At 73.3% G+C, this 20,717-nt stretch carries 19 protein-coding genes and 1 pseudogene; 11 read left to right on the plus strand and 9 right to left on the minus strand.

Going from position 1 to position 20,717, the window contains the following annotated elements; genetic code table 11:
- Both JXZ78_RS18560 and JXZ78_RS18565 read left to right on the plus strand, forming a co-directional pair.
- A partial coding sequence (locus JXZ78_RS18560; protein WP_238783210.1) for a biotin/lipoyl-containing protein occupies window positions 1-836 on the plus strand: 836 nt, incomplete at its 5' end.
- Window positions 837-933: 97 nt separating this feature from the next.
- Window positions 934-1,269, plus strand: a complete 336-nt coding sequence (locus tag JXZ78_RS18565) for a hypothetical protein (protein WP_050501997.1) — start codon at window positions 934-936, stop codon at window positions 1,267-1,269.
- A gap of 27 nt (window positions 1,270-1,296) precedes the next feature.
- Here JXZ78_RS18565 and JXZ78_RS18570 read toward each other — a convergent pair whose 3' ends face one another.
- Window positions 1,297-2,478: an alpha/beta hydrolase gene (locus JXZ78_RS18570; RefSeq protein ID WP_030017474.1), complete on the minus strand. Its 1,182-nt coding sequence runs from the start codon at window positions 2,476-2,478 to the stop codon at window positions 1,297-1,299.
- Window positions 2,479-2,813: 335 nt separating this feature from the next.
- Here JXZ78_RS18570 and JXZ78_RS18575 point away from each other — a divergent pair, with 335 nt between their 5' ends.
- Window positions 2,814-3,368, plus strand: a complete 555-nt coding sequence (locus tag JXZ78_RS18575) for a TetR/AcrR family transcriptional regulator (protein ID WP_208870091.1) — start codon at window positions 2,814-2,816, stop codon at window positions 3,366-3,368.
- Between the two features lie 189 nt (window positions 3,369-3,557).
- Here the strand turns inward: JXZ78_RS18575 and JXZ78_RS18580 are convergent, their stop codons facing one another.
- Window positions 3,558-4,538: a DeoR/GlpR family DNA-binding transcription regulator gene (locus tag JXZ78_RS18580; RefSeq protein WP_078623926.1), complete on the minus strand. Its 981-nt coding sequence runs from the start codon at window positions 4,536-4,538 to the stop codon at window positions 3,558-3,560.
- 284 nt (window positions 4,539-4,822) lie between these two features.
- Window positions 4,823-6,268, minus strand: a complete 1,446-nt coding sequence (locus JXZ78_RS18585) for an NAD(P)H-quinone dehydrogenase (RefSeq protein ID WP_030017477.1) — start codon at window positions 6,266-6,268, stop codon at window positions 4,823-4,825.
- Window positions 6,269-6,364: 96 nt separating this feature from the next.
- Between JXZ78_RS18585 and JXZ78_RS18590 the strand changes: the two genes are divergently transcribed.
- From JXZ78_RS18590 to JXZ78_RS18605, 4 genes are all read left to right on the plus strand, one after another.
- Complete coding sequence (locus tag JXZ78_RS18590; protein WP_030017478.1) at window positions 6,365-6,802, plus strand: gamma-glutamylcyclotransferase family protein; 438 nt, start codon at window positions 6,365-6,367, stop codon at window positions 6,800-6,802.
- A 114-nt stretch (window positions 6,803-6,916) separates the two neighbouring features.
- Window positions 6,917-7,738 (plus strand): purine-nucleoside phosphorylase, encoded by an 822-nt coding sequence (locus JXZ78_RS18595; RefSeq protein ID WP_030017479.1) that lies wholly within the window; start codon window positions 6,917-6,919, stop codon window positions 7,736-7,738.
- A 348-nt stretch (window positions 7,739-8,086) separates the two neighbouring features.
- The gene (locus tag JXZ78_RS18600; protein WP_030017480.1) at window positions 8,087-9,760 is read left to right on the plus strand and encodes a phospho-sugar mutase; all 1,674 of its coding nucleotides are present in this window, start codon (window positions 8,087-8,089) and stop codon (window positions 9,758-9,760) included.
- Between the two features lie 198 nt (window positions 9,761-9,958).
- Window positions 9,959-11,398 (plus strand): putative hexosyltransferase, encoded by a 1,440-nt coding sequence (locus tag JXZ78_RS18605; protein ID WP_030017481.1) that lies wholly within the window; start codon window positions 9,959-9,961, stop codon window positions 11,396-11,398.
- Window positions 11,399-11,690: 292 nt separating this feature from the next.
- Here JXZ78_RS18605 and JXZ78_RS41070 read toward each other — a convergent pair.
- From JXZ78_RS41070 to JXZ78_RS18620, 4 genes and pseudogenes are all read right to left on the minus strand, one after another.
- A pseudogene (locus JXZ78_RS41070) lies at window positions 11,691-11,888 on the minus strand (dihydrofolate reductase family protein); the annotation flags it as partial.
- A 77-nt stretch (window positions 11,889-11,965) separates the two neighbouring features.
- Complete coding sequence (locus tag JXZ78_RS18610; protein WP_030017482.1) at window positions 11,966-12,610, minus strand: PH domain-containing protein; 645 nt, start codon at window positions 12,608-12,610, stop codon at window positions 11,966-11,968.
- Between the two features lie 121 nt (window positions 12,611-12,731).
- Window positions 12,732-13,379, minus strand: coding sequence for a class F sortase (locus JXZ78_RS18615; protein WP_030017483.1), 648 nt, complete (start codon window positions 13,377-13,379; stop codon window positions 12,732-12,734).
- Window positions 13,376-14,518, minus strand: coding sequence for a hypothetical protein (locus JXZ78_RS18620; protein WP_238783211.1), 1,143 nt, complete (start codon window positions 14,516-14,518; stop codon window positions 13,376-13,378). Before JXZ78_RS18620 ends, JXZ78_RS18615 begins: the two co-directional genes overlap by 4 nt.
- A 522-nt stretch (window positions 14,519-15,040) precedes the next feature.
- On the opposite strand from JXZ78_RS18620, the gene deoC reads away from it, so the two are divergent.
- From deoC to JXZ78_RS18635, 3 genes are read left to right on the plus strand one after another with little or no spacing between them, the layout of a single operon-like run.
- Complete coding sequence (deoC, locus tag JXZ78_RS18625; RefSeq protein WP_030017485.1) at window positions 15,041-16,036, plus strand: deoxyribose-phosphate aldolase; 996 nt, start codon at window positions 15,041-15,043, stop codon at window positions 16,034-16,036.
- 4 nt (window positions 16,037-16,040) lie between these two features.
- A complete protein-coding gene (locus JXZ78_RS18630) occupies window positions 16,041-17,477 on the plus strand; it encodes an aldehyde dehydrogenase family protein (protein ID WP_030017486.1) in 1,437 nt (478 codons plus the stop codon).
- Window positions 17,470-18,351 (plus strand): aldehyde dehydrogenase family protein, encoded by an 882-nt coding sequence (locus tag JXZ78_RS18635; RefSeq protein WP_030017487.1) that lies wholly within the window; start codon window positions 17,470-17,472, stop codon window positions 18,349-18,351. The genes JXZ78_RS18630 and JXZ78_RS18635 overlap by 8 nt, the downstream gene beginning before the upstream one ends.
- Window positions 18,352-18,427: 76 nt before the next feature.
- Here JXZ78_RS18635 and JXZ78_RS18640 read toward each other — a convergent pair whose 3' ends face one another.
- Window positions 18,428-18,835: a hypothetical protein gene (locus JXZ78_RS18640; RefSeq protein WP_030017488.1), complete on the minus strand. Its 408-nt coding sequence runs from the start codon at window positions 18,833-18,835 to the stop codon at window positions 18,428-18,430.
- A gap of 137 nt (window positions 18,836-18,972) precedes the next feature.
- Here JXZ78_RS18640 and JXZ78_RS18645 point away from each other — a divergent pair, with 137 nt between their 5' ends.
- A complete protein-coding gene (locus tag JXZ78_RS18645) occupies window positions 18,973-19,713 on the plus strand; it encodes a uridine kinase family protein (RefSeq protein WP_238783212.1) in 741 nt (246 codons plus the stop codon).
- A 193-nt stretch (window positions 19,714-19,906) separates the two neighbouring features.
- Here the strand turns inward: JXZ78_RS18645 and JXZ78_RS18650 are convergent, their stop codons facing one another.
- Window positions 19,907-20,707, minus strand: coding sequence for a SigE family RNA polymerase sigma factor (locus JXZ78_RS18650; RefSeq protein WP_030017490.1), 801 nt, complete (start codon window positions 20,705-20,707; stop codon window positions 19,907-19,909).
- Window positions 20,708-20,717: the final 10 nt, after the last annotated feature.

Here is a 20,717-nt window from a genome sequence, read left to right on the forward strand (position 1 = left end):
TCCGCATCGCCGACGGCGAAGAACTCGGCTACGACGACCCGCCGGTACGCGGCCACTCCTTCGAATTCCGCATCAACGGCGAAGACCCCGGCCGCAACTTCCTGCCCGCCCCCGGCACCGTCACCACCTTCCAAGCCCCCGCCGGCCCAGGCGTGCGCCTGGACGCCGGCGTGGAATCCGGCTCGGTCATCGGCCCGGCCTGGGACTCCCTGCTCGCCAAACTCATCATCACCGGCACCACCCGCCAGCAGGCCCTCCAGCGCGCCGCCCGCGCACTCGCCGAGTTCACCGTCGACGGCATGGCCACCGCCCTCCCCTTCCACCGGACGGTCGTCAAGGACCCGGCCTTCGCGCCCGAGCTGACCGGCTCGACCGAGCCCTTCCAGGTCCACACCCGCTGGATCGAAACCGAATTCGTCAACCAGATCAAGCCGTTCGCCGCACCCGGCACCGACGAAGCCGAGGCCGACACCCGCGAGACGGTCGTCGTCGAGGTCGGCGGCAAGCGCCTGGAAGTCTCCCTGCCGTCCTCCCTGGGCATGCCGCTGGCCCGCGCCGCCGTCGCCGGCGGCGCCAAGCCCAAACGCAAGGCCGCCAAGAAATCCGGCTCCGCCGCCTCCGGCGACACCCTCGCCTCCCCCATGCAGGGCACCATCGTCAAGGTCGCCGTCGAAGAAGGCCAGCAGGTCGCCGAGGGAGACCTGGTCGTCGTCCTGGAGGCCATGAAGATGGAACAGCCGCTGAACGCGCACCGTTCCGGCACCGTCAAGGGCCTGACCGCCGAGGTCGGCGCCTCGCTCTCGTCCGGCGCGGTGATCTGCGAGATCAAGGACTGACGGCCGGTACGGGACGGTCGCTACGGCCGCCCGGCCCGCCCGCGCGGGGGCCCGGGGCACTTGAGTGCCCCGGGCCCCCGCGCTTTTCATGGGACGCATGGATGCGCACCTCGCGGCCCTCGCGGCGACCGCCGCCCAGCAGCTGTTCGCCCGGGCGCGGACGGACCGGTGGCACCGGTCGCGGGACGAACTGACCGGTCTGCTCGCCCGGTTCAGTCCCGGCGGCGTCGACCGCGAGGCGCTCACCGACGAACTGGAGGACTCCCGGGAGGAGTTCCTGACCGCCTGGCTGGAAGGTGATCCCGCGGCGGCCGCCGACGTGGCGGCCGGGTGGCGGGCGCGGCTGCGCCGCCTGCTGCGCGCGTCGCCCGCCCTGGCGGGCCCGTTGCGGGACCTGCTGGCCCGTTGGGGCGCGGCGGACGAACGGTATTGATGGTCGTCCGTCGTCCCCGGCCCGGCGTCAGGAGGCGTTGACCACGTCCTCCGGGAACGTCAGCTGCCGGCTCATCCACTGGAGCGCGGCGGGCAGTTCGCGCCGCCAGGTCGCGAAGTTGTGGCTGCCCTGGTCGAGGATGATCGACTCGGCCTTCATCGGCGGCTTGACCGCGTTCAGGAACTCCTTCGCCGCCGGGTAGTTCTTCTCGCCCTCCCGGCTCGTGCCGATCAGTACCGAGACCTGTGGCGCGGGCAGGTGCGCCAGCCGCCACATCAGGTCGTGCTCCCGCTTTCGCGCGACGCGCTCCTTGCCGTCGCCGAAGAGGTCGCCGGTGGTGGGGTCGCTGGTGACCTTGTAGTCGGGCGAGAGGGCCGCCGCCGAGGTGTACGTACGGGGGTGCCGCATGGTCAGCTGGAGGGCGCAGCTGCCGCCGGACGAGTAGCCGAGCAGCCCCCAGCCGCTGGCGGCGTGCCCGACCCGGTAGTGCTCCTTCAGCGCGGTGGGCAGGTCGCTCGCGAAGAACGTATCCGCCTGCGGGCCGCCCGGCACGTCCACGCACTGGGTGTCGCGCGGCGGCGCGATGGTGGGCCGCAGCATGACGATGACGGTGGGCTGCATCTTCCCCTTGCCGATCAGACCGCCCGCGGTCTGCGGCACCCGCAGGTGCTGGCCGAGCAGGAAGTGGCCGCCGGGGTAGCCGCTGATGGCGACGATGACGGGGAAGCGCTGGCGTTCGTACTGCTTCTGGAAGTACTGCGGCGGCAGGTAGACGAACGCGGGGTCGACGGCCTTGGTGCGCTTGCCGACGATCCGTACGGACTCCACCCGGCCCACCTTGTCGGGCGGGCCCTTGGGCAGGCCGTGCACCTTGTCCAGGTCCTCCGCGCCGGCGGGCTGCACCAGGCCCTTCGACGGGTCGCCGGCCGGGCCCGCTCCTCCGTCGCCCCACTTGGCGACCGCGCCCGGGGCGTCGTCGTACAGGCCGAGCAGTTCGTGCCAGGAACCGTAGAACTGGAAGTTGGCGTTCACCACGAGGCCGAGCGCGGCGACGATGGACAGCTGGGTGGCGAGGACGGATCCGATGCGGCCCAGCCAGGCCAGCGGGCCGCGCCTGGCGAAGCGCGGCCACTGCCAGAGCGTGAGTCCCACGCACACCACGGCGACCGCGATCATGGTGTACAGCAGCGATCGGCTGGTCAGTTCCATTGCTTCCCCAGGTGTTCCCGCACGCGTCCGGACGGCCTCTGCCGACCCCATTGCGCCAGGTTTGATGCCTCCCGGAAGCGCTCCGTTGCCACCTTCGCCACTTGTTCGCCGAGGCGCCCGCGCCGCCTTCCCTCCCCGTCACCCGCGGTCCGCCTGCCGTCCACCCCGCGCGCCGGGCGGCCCCAGGACGGGTGGGGCGCCGCCCCGGTCCGAGGGCTGGTGCGCCGGGGGCAGTGGCATCCTGGGGGCACCGGTCCGCTGGAGGGCCGCGCTCAGGGAGGACGGCGAGGACGGCGATGGTGACCGAGACGGCAGGGCAGGAATCCGTACGACCCATGCGTGCCGACGCGCGCCGCAACTACGAGCGGCTGCTGGCGGTGGCCCGTACGGCCTTCACGGACCACGGGACCGACACCTCGCTGGAGGACATCGCACGGCGCGCGGGCGTGGGGATCGGCACGCTCTACCGGCACTTCCCCAACCGGACGGCTCTGATGGGCGCCGTGTTCCAGGGCGAGGTGGACGCGCTGCTGGCGCACGCCCGGGAGCTGAGCGACGCGCCGCAGCCGTGTGCGGCGCTCGTGGAGTGGCTGCGGGCGATCATCGCGCACGCCAGCACCTACCGCGGGCTGTCGCGGGCGCTGATGGCCGCGCCCGGCGACGCCAGTTCGGGGCTGTCCCGGTGCAGCGTCCCGATGCGCGAGGCGGGCGGCGAACTGCTCAGCCGCGCGCAGCGGGCCGGTGCCGTACGGTCCGATGTGAGCATCGGTGATCTGATGCAGCTGACCAACGGCATCGCCCTGGCCGCGGAGGAGTCACCGGACGACCCCCGGCTGGCCGACCGGCTGCTCACGCTGACGCTGACCGGGCTGCGCGCCGAGCAGGGGTGAGCGGGGCCGGGCGCCGCCGTCCGTCCGGCCACGCGCCGTACGGGCCGGGCGCCTCCGTCCGGCCAGTCGTGCGGCGTACGGGGCCGGGCGCTGCCGTCCGCCCGACGCGGCGTACGGAGCCGGGCGACGCCGTCCGGCCGGCCGTTCACCGTGCGGTGCCGGCGCGGCCGTACGCACGCCGGCACCCGCTCAGCGGCGGCGCGGCGCCAGATCGGCGACCCGGCCGCCCGGCGGCTCCGCGAGCGGAGCGGCCGTACGCAGCTGGGGCCCGGAACCGCCGCCGCCCGGTGCCAGATTGCGCCGCTGGCCGGGCAGCGGCACGTCCCGGCGTGGACCGCGGCGGTCGGCCGCCACCACCTCCGGTGCCTGCTGGGCGGCGCCCGCCCCGGGCCCGCCGGCCACCGCGATCTGCACACCCTGGTCGGCCAGGGCCTGCAGCTCGGTCGCGGCCCGGTCGTCGTGGCCCGGCGGCTCGTCGGTCACCAGCCGGGTGATCACGTCGGTGGGCACCGTCTGGAACATGGTGTCCGTACCGAGCTTGGTGTGGTCGGCGAGGACCACGACCTCCGCCGCCGCCTGCACCAGCGCCCGGTCCACGCTCGCGGAGAGCATGTTGGACGTGGACAGGCCGCGCTCGGCGGTCAGGCCGCTGCCCGAGAGGAAGGCGCGGGAGACCCGCAGCCCCTGGAGCGACTGTTCGGCCCCGCTGCCGACCAGTGCGTAGTTCGACCCGCGCAGGGTGCCGCCGGTCATCACGACCTCGACACGATTGGCGTGGGCCAATGCCTGGGCGACCAGGAGGGAGTTGGTGACCACGGTCAGACCGGGCACCCGCGCGAGCCGGCGGGCCAGCTCCTGCGTGGTGGTCCCGGCGCCGACCACGATGGCCTCGCCTTCTTCGACGAAGCCGGCGGCGAGATCGGCGATGGCCGTCTTCTCCGCGGTCGCTAGATGGGATTTCTGAGGGAAGCCGGACTCCCGGGCGAAACCGCCCGGCAAGACCGCACCGCCGTGCCGGCGGTCGAGCAGTCCTTCTGCCTCCAGCGCCCGCACGTCCCGCCGTACGGTTACTTCGGAGGTCTGGACGACGCGGGCGAGCTCACGGAGCGACACCGCTCCGTTCGCTCGCACCATTTCGAGGATCAGTTGGCGACGTTCTGCAGCGAACACGAAACTGACAGTAACGCCAACGACCGTCTGCTTTCAGCAGGTTGCACCAATTAACGGAAGTTGTTCGTTCCCGACCCTCGCACGTGGTATATGCCGCTGGCCGGTCACTCAGGGGCACCAGCCTGCCACGAACCGACCCCCGCCGCCTGCCTTCCGCGGCAGGACGGCACCGGAAGCGGTACGGGGGACGTACGGGGAACGGCCCGCCGCGCGGGCGGGCGCACCCCGTCCCACGGGGCGCCGCACCGCGCGCCGGGCGGACCGTTCATCCGGCTGGCCGCGGTCTATTCGCTGGACATCTTGCGCGTGTGCAGCTGCCGCGCCACCTCGGCGATCGAGCCGGACAGCGACGGGTAGACCGTGAACGCGCTGGCGATCTGCTCCACCGTGAGGTTGTTGTCCACCGCGATCGAGATCGGGTGGATCAGCTCGCTGGCGCGGGGCGAGACGACCACACCGCCCACCACGATGCCCGTGCCGGGGCGGCAGAACAGCTTCACGAAACCGTCCCGGATGCCCTGCATCTTCGCGCGCGGGTTGCGCAGCAGCGGCAGCTTGACGACCCGGGCGTCTATCCGGCCCGCGTCCACGTCGGCCTGGCTGTAACCGACGGTGGCGATCTCCGGATCGGTGAAGACGTTCGCGGAGACGGTCTTGAGGTTGAGCGGCGTCACCGCGTCACCCAGGAAGTGGTACATCGCGATCCGGCCCTGCATCGCGGCGACCGAGGCCAGCGCGAACACGCCGGTGCAGTCGCCCGCCGCGTAGACGCCGGGGGCCGAGGTGCGCGAGACCTTGTCCGTCCAGATGTGGCCGGACTCCTTCAGCCGTACGCCGGCCTCTTCGAGCCCGATGCCCGCGGTGTTCGGGATGGAGCCCACCGCCATCAGGCAGTGCGTGCCGGTGATCGTACGACCGTCCGACAGGGTGACCTCGACGCGGTCGCCCACCCTCTTGGCGGAAGCGGCCCGCGAGCGCGCCATCACGTTCATGCCGCGGCGGCGGAAGACGTCCTCCAGGACGGCGGCGGCGTCCGGGTCCTCGCCGGGGAGCACCCGGTCGCGGGAGGAGACGAGGGTGACGCGGGAGCCGAGCGCCTGGTACGCGCCCGCGAACTCGGCGCCGGTGACGCCGGAGCCGACCACGATCAGCTCTTCCGGCAGCTCGTCCAGGTCGTAGACCTGCGTCCAGTTCAGGATGCGCTCGCCGTCGGGCTGCGCGTCCGGGATCTCGCGCGGGTGGGCGCCGGTCGAGACGAGGACCGCGTCGGCGGTCAGCGTCTCCTCCGTACCGTCCGCGGCGGTGACCGTGACCGTGCGCGAGCCGTCCGGCGACTGCCCCGGCTCCAGACGGCCGCGGCCGCGCATCACCCGGCCACCCGCGCGGGTGACGGAGGCGGTGATGTCGTGCGACTGGGCGAGCGCGAGGCGCTTCACCCGGCGGTTGACCTTGCCGAGGTCCACCCCGACGACGCGCGCGGGACGGTCGACCGGCGGCGTGTCGTCCGCGACGATGATGCCCAGCTCGTCGTACGACGAGTCGAAGGTGGTCATCACCTCGGCCGTCGCGATGAGGGTCTTGGACGGGACGCAGTCGGTCAGCACCGACGCCCCGCCCAGTCCGTCGCAGTCGACGACGGTCACCTCCGCGCCGAGAGAGGCGCCCACCAGGGCCGCCTCGTATCCGCCGGGTCCGCCACCGATGATCACGATCCGAGTCACGTACTCCATTGTCCCGTACGCCCGCGCCGGGTTACCCCCCGGGGGCCGCCGTTCGAACCTCACGTACCACGAGCGCACCCCCTGACCTCCCGTACCCTCGGAACCATGTCGCTCTACGCCGCGTACGCCGGCAACCTCGACGCGCGGCTGATGACCCGCCGCGCTCCGCACTCGCCGCTGCGCGGCACCGGCTGGCTCAACGGCTGGCGGCTCACGTTCGGCGGGGAACAGATGGGCTGGGAGGGAGCGCTCCCGACGATCGTCGAGGCCCCCCGCTCGCAGGTCTTCGTCGCCCTCTACGACATCGCCCCCATGGACGAGGAGTCCATGGACCGCTGGGAGGGCGTGGGCATGGACATCTACCGCCGGATGCGCGTACGGGTCCACACCCTGGACGGCGACGAGGCCGCCTGGCTGTACGTCCTCAACGGCTACGAGGGCGGTCTGCCCGCGGCCCGCTACCTCGGTGAGATCGCCGACGCGGCGGAGTCGGCCGGGGCGCCGCACGACTATGTGATGGAGCTGCGGAAGCGTCCCTGCTGAAGGGGCGCCCGTCCGCCGTGCGCGGTCCTTCGTAGAGATCTACGAACAGATCCCCCGGATGCCGTCGGCCGGGACATCTACGCGCGTAGGCATTTACCGGCTACCCTCGTCCGCGTGAACGCATCTGTTACCCCGGACATCGCGCGCGACCCGCAGGGCGCCGCTGCCGACGCCGCCGCCCGCCTGCGCGAGCTGACCGGCGCCGAGACCCACGACGTCGCCCTGGTGATGGGCTCCGGATGGGCCCCGGCCGCCGAGGAGCTGGGCGCGCCCGAGCACGAATTCCCGGTCACCGAGCTGCCCGGCTTCCCGGCGCCGGCCGTCGAGGGCCACGGCGGCAAGATCCGCTCGTACAAGATCGGCGAGAAGCGGGCCCTGGTCTTCCTGGGCCGTACGCACTACTACGAGGGCCGCGGTGTGGCCCCCGTCGCGCACGGTGTGCGGACCGCCGTCGCCGCCGGCTGCAAGACCGTGGTGCTCACCAACGGGTGCGGCGGTCTGCGCGACGGCATGCGCCCCGGCCAGCCGGTCCTCATCAGCGACCACCTGAACATGACCGCCACCTCCCCGATCGTCGGCGCGCGCTTCGTCGACCTGACGGACCTCTACTCGCAGCGGCTGCGCGCGCTGTGCAAGGAGGTCGACGCGACGCTGGAGGAGGGCGTGTACGCCCAGCTCCCCGGCCCGCACTACGAGACCCCGGCCGAGATCAAGATGCTCCGCACCCTGGGCGCGGACCTGGTCGGCATGTCCACCGTCCTGGAGGCCATCGCCGCCCGCGAGGCCGGTGCCGAGGTGCTCGGGCTGTCGCTGGTGACGAACCTCGCCGCGGGCATGACCGGCGAGCCGCTCAACCACGAAGAGGTCCTTCAGGCCGGGCGCGACTCCGCGACCCGCATGGGCAGCCTGCTCGCGCAGGTGCTCGGCAAGCTCTGAGCAGCGCGCGGCAGAGCAGCGGTACGGGGCGTTCTCGGACGCCCCGTACGGCGTTCGGGGTGCCCGCGGGTGCTCCGTGCGCGTTCGGAGTGCCAGGGGCGTTCCGTACGGCGTTCGGGGTGCCAGGGGCGTTCCGTACGCGTTCGGAGTGCCAGGGGCGTTCCGTACGGCGTTCGGGGTGCCCGGGCACCCCGTGGCAAGAAGCCGGCAAGGAGCCGGGGTGTCCCGGTGGCGCGGCGCGCGCGGCCGGTGTCCGTGCGCCCGCCGGTCGAACCATCGCGCGGAGTGGGTAAGCGTTAACGCGCCGAGCGCTTCCCCCACCACCGCAACCAGAGGCAGGAGCATCACGTGGCAACCGATTCCGCGGAGCTGATCAGCCGGGCGAAGGCATGGCTGGCCGAGGACCCCGACCTCGAAACCCGCGAAGAGCTGGGCAAGCTGATCGACGCCGAGGACCTGGACGAACTGGCGGCCCGGTTCGCGGGCACCTTGCAGTTCGGCACCGCCGGGCTCCGCGGTGAGCTGGGCGCCGGCCCGATGCGGATGAACCGCGCCGTCGTCATCCGCGCGGCGGCCGGCCTGGCCGCGTACCTCAAGGACCAGGGCCAGGCCGGGGGCCTGGTCGTCGTCGGGTACGACGCCCGCTACAAGAGCGCGGACTTCGCGCGGGACACCGCGGCCGTGATGGTGGGTGCCGGGCTGCGCGCCGCGGTGCTGCCGCGCCCGCTGCCCACCCCCGTGCTCGCCTTCGCCATACGGCACCTGGGCGCCGTCGCGGGCGTCGAGGTCACCGCCAGCCACAACCCGCCGCGCGACAACGGCTACAAGGTCTACCTGGGCGACGGCTCGCAGATCGTGCCGCCCGCCGACGGGCTGATCGCGGAGCGGATCGCGGCGGTGGCGTCGCTGGACGACGTACCGCGGCCGGAGGAAGGCTGGGAGGTGCTGGGCGAGGACGTGCTCCAGGCCTACCTGGAGCGCACGGACGCGGTGCTCACGCCGGGCTCGCCGCGCGACACCCACGTGGTCTACACGCCGATGCACGGCGTCGGCCGTGACGTGCTGGTGGCCGCCTTCGCGCGGGCCGGTTTCCCGGCGCCCACCGTGGTCACCGAGCAGGCCGAGCCGGACCCGGACTTCCCGACCGTGGCCTTCCCCAACCCGGAGGAGCCGGGCGCGATGGACCTGTCCTTCGCGACCGCGCGCTCCGTCGGCCCGGACATCGTCATCGCCAACGACCCGGACGCGGACCGCTGCGCCGTCGCCGTACCGGCCCCCGGTACCGAGGACGGGTGGCGCATGCTGCGCGGTGACGAGGTGGGCGCGCTGCTGGCCGCGCACCTGGTCAGCAAGCAGGCGTCGGGCAGCTTCGCCACCACGATCGTGTCGTCCTCGCTGATGTCGCGGATCGCCGCGGCGGCCTCGCTGCCGTACGAGGAGACGCTGACCGGCTTCAAGTGGCTGGCCCGGGTGGACGGCCTGCGGTACGCCTACGAGGAGGCGCTGGGCTACTGCGTCGATCCCGAGGGCGTACGGGACAAGGACGGCATCACCGCCGCCCTGCTGATCACCGAGCTGGCGGCCGAGCTGAAGCAGTCCGGCCGCACGCTGACGGACCTGCTGGACGACCTGGCGCTGGAGTTCGGCCTGCACGCCACCGACCAGCTGTCGGTCCGCGTCGAGGACCTGTCGCTGATCGCCGCGGCCATGCGCCGGCTGCGCGAGCAGCCGCCGGCCGCGCTGGCGGGCCTGGCCGTGTCGTCCTCCGACGACCTCTCCCGGGGGACGGACACCCTGCCGCCCACCGACGGCCTGCGCTACTACCTCGCGGGGTCGGTGCAGGACGGCGTGGAGGCCGGCCGGGTGGTGGTCCGGCCCAGCGGTACCGAGCCCAAGCTGAAGTGCTACCTGGAGGTCGTGGTGCCGGTCGCGGACGCCCAGGGGCTGGGCGCGGCGCGCGCCAAGGCCGACGCGGTGCTCGGCGCGATCAAGGCGGACCTGTCGGCGGCAGCCGGCATCTGAGCTGACCGCGCCTGACCGCGCACACGGCTGTCGCGTAGGACGGGCCCCGGGACCGCAGCGTTCCGGGGCCCGTTCCGTTTCCCCCGTACAGGTGACAGCCGTACTGCACCTGCCGCAGCGCGCCCGTCCGGCGTGCGGCGCTCCGGGACACCCTGGTCTGGTCCGACAACCTGCCCGGCCCATCCAGGAGTTGCCGCAGTGCTCCCGACCGCGTCCGGCCCGGCCGGCGTCTCCGCACCGGTGGCGGGCCCCTCCGCTCCGGTGGCGGGCGCCGCTCCCCGCGGCCCCGCCGCGCGGGCGGCCGGAAACCTTCTGCGCCGCGCCGGGCCCGCGCTGCTCGGCTACACCGCCGTACGGCTGCTGGGCACCCTCGTCCTGATGAAGTGGGCGCACCTCCAGCACCGCGGTCTGTGGCCGCTGCTGGCCGACCGGTGGGATTCCCGCTGGTACCTGGGCATCGCGGACCACGGTTACGCGTACGCGTTCGACGAGAGCGGCCGCAACGAGAGCAATCTCGCGTTCTTCCCGCTGTACCCGGTGGTGGTGAAGGCCGTCGCGGGGGTGACGCCCGGCTCGCGCGCCTCGGTCGGGGTGGCCGTCGCGGTCGGCTGTGCGCTGCTGGCCGCCTGGGGGATCTTCTCGGTGGGCGACCGGCTGTACGGGGCCCGGGTGGGCACCGTGCTGGCCGTGCTGTGGGGAGCCACGCCGGTCGCCGCCATCCAGTGGACGGGCTATACGGAGTCGCTGTTCACGGCGCTGGTGGCGTGGTCCCTGTACGCCGTGCTGACCGGCCGCTGGGTCGCGGCCGGCGTGCTCTGCCTGCTCGCCGGTCTCACCCGCCCCACCGGTCTCGCGCTGGTCGCGGCGGTCTGCGTCAGCGCCGCCGTCGCCCTGTGGCGCCGGCGCCGGGCCACCACCGTGCCGGAGCCCACGCCCGCGCCCGCGCCCGCGCCCGCGCCCGGGGTGACACCCGCACCGGAGCGCACGCCGGAGTTCGTGCGGGAGCCCGTGCCGGAGCGCACGCCGGAGCCCGTGCCGGAGTTCCTGCCGGAGTGCAGTCCGGAGCCTGCGCCGGAGCCTGCGCCGGAGTTCGTCCCGGACCCCGCGCCGCCCCTCGCCGCCGCGGACCGCGCCCGGGTGCGCCGGATCGTCCTCGGCGCGCTGCTGGCGCCGCTCGGCTGGCTCGCGTACGTCGGGTGGGTGGGCCTGCGGCTGGGGCGCGCCGACGGCTATTTCGCGGTCCAGCGGCAGTGGGAGAACGAGTGGGACGGCGGCGCGGTGACGCTGCGTATGCTGCGCGACCTCCTGATCTACCCGTCGCACCCGGAGTTCTTCCTGGTCGTGGTGGCGCTGGTGCTGATCGCGTCGGTGGCGCTGTTCGTCCTGTGCGTGGGCGACCGGCAGCCGCTGCCGCTGCTGGTCTTCAGCGCCGTCCTGCTGCTGATCGTCCTGGGCAGCGGCGGCGTCTTCTTCCCCCGGGCCCGCTTCCTGCTGCCCGGTTTCCCGCTGCTGCTCCCCCTGGCCCTGGCGATCGCCCGGGCACACCGCCGCGTCGCCGTACTGGCACTGTCGGCGGCGGCGCTGGGCTCGGCGTACTTCGGGGCGTACATGTCGCTGGTGTACGGCGGCCCGCCGTGACGTTTTTCCGAGCGCCCGCCCGGGCGCGTCCGAACCGCGCGCACCCGGACCGCTCAGGCGGCCGGGCGATGGCGGAGGTGGACCATGCCGTTGCCGAAGCGGCGTTCTCCGAGCAGTTCGAGGTCCAGCCGGGCCCCGGCGGGCCGCGCTCCAGGAGGGTCCTGGCGGTCGTCACCGACTCCGGCGTCGTGGAGGAGACGATCGTGTCCGCGCCGCGCCACAGCTCCGCGAAGTCCCGCACGGCCGGTGACAGCTCCTCACGGACGTCCACGGCCTCCCAGGCGGCCGTCGTCTCGTACATCCGACGGCCGAAGAGGTACGTGCCGCACGAGCGCGTCAGCTCGTTGACGAAGCCGTGCGCCTCCTCGTCCGGGACGGTCCAGGCGAACGAACCGTGCGCGTCCGCCACGTACCCGTCGAGCGACGCGACGGCCGAGCAAATCAGCTTGCGCACCGCGGTCTCCTCCCGCCGCCCGCAGCCTGCCCGCACGCCGTACCGCCGGAGCCCCGCCCGGGACTACGCCCGTACCGCCCGAGCCCGCCGCACGCGGCGCCCCGGCGCCGCGCCTACACGACGACGAGCACCACCAGTGCCACCGCGCCCACCACGCACGGCGCCAGGATCTCGTACGCCCACTTCACCACCGGAGCGCCCTGCGCGCCCTCCCGCGCAGCGCCCCGTTCCTGGAGCTCCCGCAGTTCGTCGAGCGACCGGTCGGCGGTGGCCCGCGGCACACCGGCCTCCGTGCCGGGGGCGAGGTGCGCGTCGCGGCCGCCGCGCACCGGGCGCCCGGCCGCGGCGCGCTGCGCCTGCCGGTTCGCCTTCTTGCGCTGCCGCAGTGACACCGGGATCGACCAGAGCTGGTACTTCGTACCGTCCGCGGTGAAGACCTCGCTGGAGAACGACGCCCGCAGGTCCGCGACCGCCGCCCAGGGCAGCGTGATCGTACGGAAGGGGTTGCGCACCAGCAGCCGGTCCGCGCCGGCCCGTACCAGCGGGCGCAGCGTGAACGCGACCACCAGCGGCACCACGAACAGCAGTCCGGCCACCGCCGTCAGCCTGGTGTGCGCCGCGCCGCGCACCAGCGCGTCACCGCCCAGCCAGGCGGCCAGCGCGAGCAGCAGCACCCCGCCGACGAGGGCCGCGGGCGAGCGGTAGCTGCGGTCCGCGTACTGCTCCTGCGGCGTGGAGGACTGTTCCGGGCTCGTCATGCCTGCGATTCTGCCTGAGCGTCCGGAACCCGGACATTGCGGTACGGCATCATTCGTACGCCGCCGAGACCGCGGGTCGCTGCCGCAGCCCGTCGACGCAGCCCGTCGCCGCGGTCCGCCCTCAGTCCGCCACCAGATCCGCGTAGACCACGATGTTGTCCGGCCGGTGGCCGTCCACCAGGCCGCCGCCGCAGGTCACCAGGCGCAGCTCGGGCCGGTCGGTGTCGCCGTAGACCTGCCGGGTGGGGAAAGCCTTCTTGTCGACCTGCTGGAGCGCCCGGACGGCGAAGACCGCGGTGCGCCCGTCCGCCCGGTCGACGTAGATCTTGTCGCCGGGCCCGATGCGGCCGACGTTCCGCAGGACGGCGGGGCCGTCGACGGTGTCGTAGTGGCCTATGAGGACGGCGGGTCCGGTCTCGCCGGGGGTGACGCCCTGGTCGTACCAGCCGATCCGGTCGGCCTGCGCCACGGGCGGCACCTGCACCGTGCCGTCGGCCGCGAGTCCCAGGCCGAGGACCGGGCCGGTGTTCACCCCGGCGGCCGGTATACGGACGCGTACGGGCCGGGAGGCGGGCAGGGCGGCCGGTGCCGCGGCGCGCGGGGCCGCGGCGGGGGCGCCGACGTTCGCGACGTGCACGGGCGGCGCCGCGCCGGAGGCGCCGCCGTCCAGGACGCCCCGGGCGATCAGTACGCCGCCCGCCACCAGGAGGAGCAGACTGGCCGCCGTCAGCAGACGGCCCGGCAGGCGCCGGTCAGGGCCCCGGCTCAGCACCCCGTTCCCTCGGACTGACGGCGGCGGCGCACCGCGAAGACGACGCCCGCGGCACCGGCCGCGGCGAACAGGCCGCCCGCGGCGAACAGCGGGGTGGTGTCCGGCTGCTCCAGGTCCTCGTACCCGGCGGCCACGGCGCCCTTGGGCAGCACCTTGGTCTGGCTGCCGGTCGGCGTGGCCTGGGCGCCGACCGCGCCCGGGTTCTTGCTGCCCGCGGGCTTGGCGCCGGGCGCGCTGCTCTTGGCGGGCTCGGCGGGCTTTGCGGCCGAAGCGCAGCCCTGGGGCAGGGCGGGGAAGTTGGCGGTGCCGGTCGGGTAGTCCGCGCCCTGCATCTTGAAGCGGAGCTTGGGACGGGCGCCGTACGGGTCGATGATCTTCGCGCCGAAGCGGGCGAGGGTCGGGTGAGCGCGGTCGAGGTGGGCGCCCGGTACGGCGTTGCCCGGACCGTCCTCGAACGTCGCCGAGGGCCCCTGCGGGCCGCGGGTCAGGACGGCGAGAGTGCCGCCGCCGATGGCCACCCGGCGGGTGACGGTGCAGCTCTTGCGGTCGCCGGGGGCCGTGCCGCTGCCGGTCCGGTGCGCGGTGGGCCGGCTCTGCTGGTGCGCGGTGGCCTGGCCCGCCTGGTGTCTGCCGGCCTCGTCGGCCGGCTTGCCGCCCGTCGGCCTGCCACCCGCGGCGGGCGCCGCCGACGTCGGCAGCGCGAAGCTCTTCGTACCACCGGGGCCACCGCTGACGTGCAGCTTCGGCGACGTGCCCGAGAGGCCGGTCAGCCGCAGGGACAGGCCCTTGAGCTGCGCGCTCGGGTGCTCGCGGTCGAGCAGGCCGAGCACCCGGACCAGGTACCAGTCGCCCGGCTTCCACTGCGGACCGACGTAACGGATCCACGCCTCCGGGCCGCCCGCGGCGGGCACGTTGCGCAGCACGGCCACCATGCCGTTGCCGATGGCGACCGGCTTGCCCTCGTAGCGGGCGGTGGGGTCGGCGGCGGACGGTGCGGCAGCGACAGCCGTGACGGGTGTGGCGGTTGTCGCGGGCGTGGCGGCGAAGGCACCGGCGGCGGAGCCGAGGACGGCGGCCCCCAGGGCGGCGGAAGCGACGGCGGCACGCAGCGTGCGGCGGGCGGACTGAGCGGTCATGCGGACCCCCGGGGGATGGTCGGTCGTTCGGCGACGTGACCACATCCGCCGCCCTTCGTGCGGAAGGCCGGAAAGTGCTGCGGTGCGGTGCGGCACTAATGAAGGTAGGGGACTGCCGTGACGACCCGTCCGCTGTTGTGTAACGGTCGCCGCACAGAAGCCCATCACTCCCCCGTGCGCCTGTTACAGAACGCCTGCGCAGAGCGGTTGTGGAGCCCCTGCGCACGTTGTTACAGAGCACTCGCGCGAAACGGCCGCTCGCGCCCCCGCGACCCCGTCGTGAACAGCACCGGCGCCCCGGCCGGACGGCCGCCACGCCACCCCGCGTCCCCCCGTCGCGTACGGCATCCGCGCACCCGGCCGTACGCACGCCGCACCGGCCTCCCGTGCCCCCCGCCACGACGGCCCCGTGCACCCCGTCGCGTACGGCGCCCGCGCATCCGTTCGTACGCCCGCCGCGCCCGTATCCGTCCGCAGGGGGTGACATGCAGCTACGCGCGTAGATATGCTCCCCTCGTGACCATGCCCACCACTGTTCCCGCATACGGCAAGGAAGCCGCGGGGCGTCTGGCGTCGATGGCGGACGTGACCGCTTCCGACGGTGCGCTGCGCCGCTTCCTGCACGGCCTCCCGGGCGTCGACGCGGTCGGCCTCCAGGCCCGCGCCGCGACCCTCGGCACCCGCTCGATCAAGACCACGGCGAAGGCGTACGCCATCGATCTCGCCATCTCGATGATCGACCTGACGACGCTCGAAGGAGCGGACACCCCGGGCAAGGTCCGGGCCCTGTGCGCCAAGGGGATCAACCCCGATCCCACCGACCGCGGCACCCCCAGGGTCGCCGCGATCTGCGTGTACCCCGACATGGTGGCGACCGCCAAGGAGGCCCTGACCGGCTCCGGCATCCACGTCGCCTCCGTCGCCACCGCCTTCCCGGCGGGACGGGCCGCGCTGCCCGTCAAGCTGGCCGACACCCGTGACGCGGTCGCGGCCGGCGCCGACGAGATCGACATGGTGATCGACCGCGGCGCGTTCCTGTCCGGCCGCTACCTGTCCGTCTTCGAGGAGATCAAGCAGGTCAAGGAGGCGTGCCGCCGCGAGGACGGCTCGTACGCGCACCTGAAGGTCATCTTCGAGACCGGCGAACTCCAGACGTACGACAACGTGCGCCGGGTCTCCTGGCTCGCGATGCTGGCGGGCGCCGACTTCATCAAGACCTCGACCGGCAAGGTCGCGGTCAACGCCACCCCGCCGGTGACCCTGCTGATGCTGGAGGCCGTCCGCGACTTCCACGCCACGACCGGCGTGCAGGTCGGCGTGAAGCCGGCCGGCGGCATCCGTACGACCAAGGACGCGATGAAGTACCTGGTCATGGTCAACGAGACGCTGGGTGAGGAGTGGCTGACCGCGGACTGGTTCCGCTTCGGCGCCTCCAGCCTGCTCAACGACCTGCTGATGCAGCGCCAGAAGCTCAGCACCGGCCGCTACTCCGGCCCCGACTACGTCACGGTGGACTGAACCGATGAGCTCAGCATTTGAATACGCACCGGCGCCCGAGTCGCGCGCCGTCGTCGACATCGCGCCGTCCTACGGCCTGTTCATCGACGGTGAGTTCACCGAGGCGGCCGGCGGCAAGGTCTTCAAGACCGTCTCGCCCGCGAACGAGGAGGTCCTCTCCGAGGTCACGCAGGCCGGCTCCGAGGACGTGGAGCGCGCCGTCAAGGCCGCCCGCAAGGCGTTCGAGAAGTGGTCGGCGCTGCCCGGCGCCGAGCGCGCCAAGTACCTCTTCCGTATCGCCCGTCTGATCCAGGAGCGCTCCCGCGAGCTGGCCGTCCTGGAGTCGCTGGACAACGGCAAGCCGATCCGCGAGTCCCGCGACTCGGACCTGCCGCTGGTCGCCGCGCACTTCTTCTACTACGCCGGCTGGGCCGACAAGCTGGGCCACGCGGGCTACGGCGCCGACCCGAAGCCGCTGGGCGTGGCCGGCCAGGTCATCCCGTGGAACTTCCCGCTGCTGATGCTGGCGTGGAAGATCGCCCCGGCGCTGGCCTGCGGCAACACCGTCGTCCTCAAGCCCGCCGAGACCACGCCGCTGTCCGCGCTGTTCTTCGCGGACATCTGCCGCCAGGCGGGCCTGCCCAAGGGCGTCGTCAACATCCTGACCGGTGACGGTTCGGCCGGTGCCGCGCTGGTCGCGCACCCGGACGTCAACAAGGTGGCGTTCACCGGCTCGACCGAGGTCGGCAAGGCCATCGCCCGTACCGTCGCCGGTACGGACAAGAAGCTCACCCTGGAGCTGGGCGGCAAGGCCGCGAACATCGTCTTCGACGACGCGCCGATCGACCAGGCCGTCGAGGGCATCGTCAACGGCATCTTCTTCAACCAGGGCCACGTCTGCTGCGCGGGCTCGCGCCTGCTGGTGCAGGAGTCCGTGCAGGACGAGCTGCTGGCGGCGCTCAAGCGCCGGATGAGCACGCTGCGCGTCGGCGACCCGCTGGACAAGAACACCGACATCGGCGCGATCAACTCCGCCGAGCAGCTGGCCCGTATCACGGAGCTGGCCGACGCGGGCGAGGCCGAGGGCGCCGAGCGCTGGGCCCCGGCCTGCGAACTGCCCGACGCGGGGTACTGGTTCGCGCCGACACTGTTCACCGGCGTCACCCAGGCCCACCGCATCGCCCAGGAGGAGATCTTCGGGCCGGTGCTGTCGGTGCTCACCTTCCGTACGCCGGAAGAGGCCGTCGCCAAGGCCAACAACACCCCGTACGGGCTGTCGGCGGGCGTCTGGACGGAGAAGGGCTCGCGCATCCTGTGGATGGCGAACCAGCTCCGGGCGGGCATCGTCTGGTCCAACACGTTCAACAAGTTCGACCCGGCCTCGCCGTTCGGCGGCTACAAGGAGTCGGGCTTCGGCCGCGAGGGCGGCCGGCACGGTCTGGAGGCGTACCTCGATGTCTGATCGCTTGAGCGTTCTCAAGACCTACAAGCTGTACGTCGGGGGCAAGTTCCCCCGGTCCGAGAGCGGGCGGGTGTACGAGGTGACCGACTCGAAGGGCAACTGGCTCGCCAACGCGCCCCTGTCGTCCCGTAAGGACGCCCGGGACGCGGTGGTCGCGGCCCGTAAGGCGTTCGGCGGCTGGTCCGGCGCGACCGCGTACAACCGCGGCCAGATCCTCTACCGCGTCGCGGAGATGCTGGAGGGCCGCCGCGAGCAGTTCGCCGCGGAGGTCGCCGAGGCCGAGGGCCTGTCCAAGGCCAAGGCCGCGGCGCAGGTGGACGCGGCGATCGACCGCTGGGTCTGGTACGCGGGCTGGTCCGACAAGGTCGCCCAGATCGCGGGCTCCGCGAACCCGGTCGCCGGGCCGTACTTCAACCTGTCCTCCCCGGAGCCGACCGGCGTCGTCGCCGTGCTGGCGCCGCAGGAGTCGTCGTTCCTCGGCCTGGTCTCGGTGATCGCCCCGGCGATCGTCACGGGCAACACGGTCGTGGTCGTCACGAGCGAGAAGTCGCCGCTGCCCGCGCTGTCGCTGGGCGAGGTGCTGGCCACCTCCGACCTGCCGGGCGGTGTGGTCAACGTACTGTCCGGGCGCGTCAACGAGCTGGGCGGGCCGCTGGCCGCGCACCAGGACGTCAACGCGATCGACCTGGCGGGCGCCGCGGGCGACGCGGAGCTGGTCAAGGCGCTGGAGACGGCCGCGGCCGACAACCTCAAGCGCGTGCTGCGTCCACAGGCTGTGGACGGTTCCGCCGTCGACTGGAGCGCCGGTCCCGGTACGGAACGGATGCTGGCCTTCCTGGAGACGAAGACCGTCTGGCACCCGATGGGGGTCTGAGCCCCCGCACGCCGCCGCCCGCCCTCATCCGTCCATGGGGGCGGGCGGTCCGCGTTCCGCCACGTGACCGGCGGCCTCAGCCGGGCAGCAGCCCCACCGCCGTGCCCGTCAGCGGCAGATCCTCCAGCGCGCCTCCCCGGGCGATCGGATCCGTCACGATGCCGGTGGTCAGCGGCTTGAAGTCGGCGACCTGGGTACCGATCTTGTTGGTCAGCGGATCGGCGGAGGTGCCCGCCAGCGGGTCCAGTTTGAGACTCTTGACCGGTCCGACGCCGCCCGCGAGGGAGTGCTGCAACGCGTCGCCCAACGCCTTGCCGGCCGCCTGGACGTCCAGCTCACTCTCATGGCCGCGCGCCGCGCCCGCCGGTGCCGCACCGGCCGCCGCGAGCGCCGCACCGGCCACCGTGAGCGCCAGCCCCGCGCGCGTCAGGCCGCGCGGTACGCGGCGCCGGTGCCGATGTCGGGTTCGTGCATGTGAGGCCATGTGCCACCTGCCTGTGCGTCGCCAAGTAAATGATTGAGTAATCGAACGATTACGAAGCGTAGTTGAGGCGTGCCGGGCCGTTCCAGCGACCGCGCTCCGGGTAACCCGCACGGCCCAATGCGCGACAATGGCTCCCCGTGAGCTCCCACACCGCCGCCCGGGTCGTCCTGCTGACCGGCCCCTCCGGCTCCGGCAAGTCGTCCCTCGCCGCCCGCAGTGGCCTGCCCGTGCTCAACCTCGACGACTTCTACAAGGAGGGCACGGACCCGACGCTGCCGTCGCTGGCCGACGGCGGCGGCACCGACTGGGACTCGCCGTTGTCGTGGGACGCCGGCGCCGCCGTGGCCGCGATCGAGGCGCTGTGCCGTACGGGACGTACGGCCGTGCCGGTGTACGACATCTCCACCAGCACACGGGTCGGTGAAACGGTTCTGGAGCGGGGCGACGCGCCGCTGTTCCTCGCCGAGGGCATCTTCGCGGCGGACATCGTCGAGCGCTGCCGTACGGCGGGCCTGCTTGCCGACGCGCTGTGCCTGCGCGGCCGCCCCACCACGACCTTCCGGCGGCGGCTCGCCCGTGACCTGCGCGAAGCCCGCAAGCCGGTGCCGGTCCTGCTGCGCCGCGGGCTGCGCCTGCTGCGCGCCGAGCGCGCGATCGTCGCCCGGCACACCGCGCTGGGCGCCCACCCGTGCGCGAAGCCGGAGGCGCTGGCGCGGATAGCGGCGGCCCGGAACGCCGTGGACGGGGCGGGGCACATCACCGCGGACCCCGCGGACCCCGCGGACCCCGCGGACCCCGCGAATCCCGCGGACCCCGCGAATCCCGCGACTGCGACTGCGACTGCGACTGCGACTGCGACTGCGACCGTCAACGCCTGAACGGCCGGGCGCCGCACGGGCCGCATGCCGCAGACCCGAACGGCGCCCGAACGGCGAAGGAGCGGATTCGCGCCGTACCCCCCGGCCGGCCGAACCCGCTCCTCATCCCCCCGTGTCCCCCGTGGTCCCCCCTCGGGATCCCCCGTTCCCCCCTCTTCCTCGCTCCCCCGTGGTCCCCCCGTCTTCCCCGCCCTCAGGCCACCAGCTCGCCGAAGGACTCCTGCTCGTCACGGCCGAAGCTGAGGACGTCGTCCTCGCGCAGCCGGCGCAGGGAGCGCCAGATGCTGGACTTCACCGTGCCGACACTGATGTTGAGAATGTCCGCGATCTCCGGGTCAGTACGGCCCTCGTAGTAGCGCAGCACCAGCATGGTGCGCTGCGTCTCGGGCAGCCGGGCCAGCGCCTGCCAGAGCACCGCGCGCAGCTCCGTGCCGCGCATCGCGTCCGTGTCACCGGCCGTCTCCGGCAGCTCCTCGGTCGGGTACTCGTTCAGCTTGCGGCGGCGCCACGCGCTGATGTGCAGGTTGGTCATCGTGCGGCGCAGGTAGCCGCCCAGCGCCGCCTTGTCGCTGATCCGGTCCCACGCCCGGTAGGTCGAGAACAGCGCGCTCTGCAGCAGGTCCTCGGCCTCGAAGCGGTCGCCCGTCAGGTGGTACGCGGTGGCGTACAGGGAAGCGCGGCGCTCCTGGACGTAGGCGGTGAACGCCGCGGCGGCGTCCCCCGTTTCCTCCGCCTGCGACGCGGTGCGCCGTTCCCCCGTGCCTTCCCTGTACGCCGGTCCCGCGGCGGAACCGGTGGTGCCCCCGTCGGTCCCCCCGTGTCCCCCGTCGCGCTGTGTCATCGCGTCGATCGCGACCATGTACGGAATGCGATGACGCCCGGTGCCGCGAGCGCACCCCCGCCCGCCCACGGCACCGGACTTCTCGGTGGCCCGGCCGACATCGTGCAGACGCGTGATGACTGCGCTGGTCGTGGTGCTGTGCAGTGTGTTCATCGCGCGCCCC

The sequence above is a fragment of the Streptomyces monomycini genome (assembly GCF_022271435.1).
In the GTDB taxonomy this organism is placed as follows: domain Bacteria; phylum Actinomycetota; class Actinomycetes; order Streptomycetales; family Streptomycetaceae; genus Streptomyces; species Streptomyces monomycini.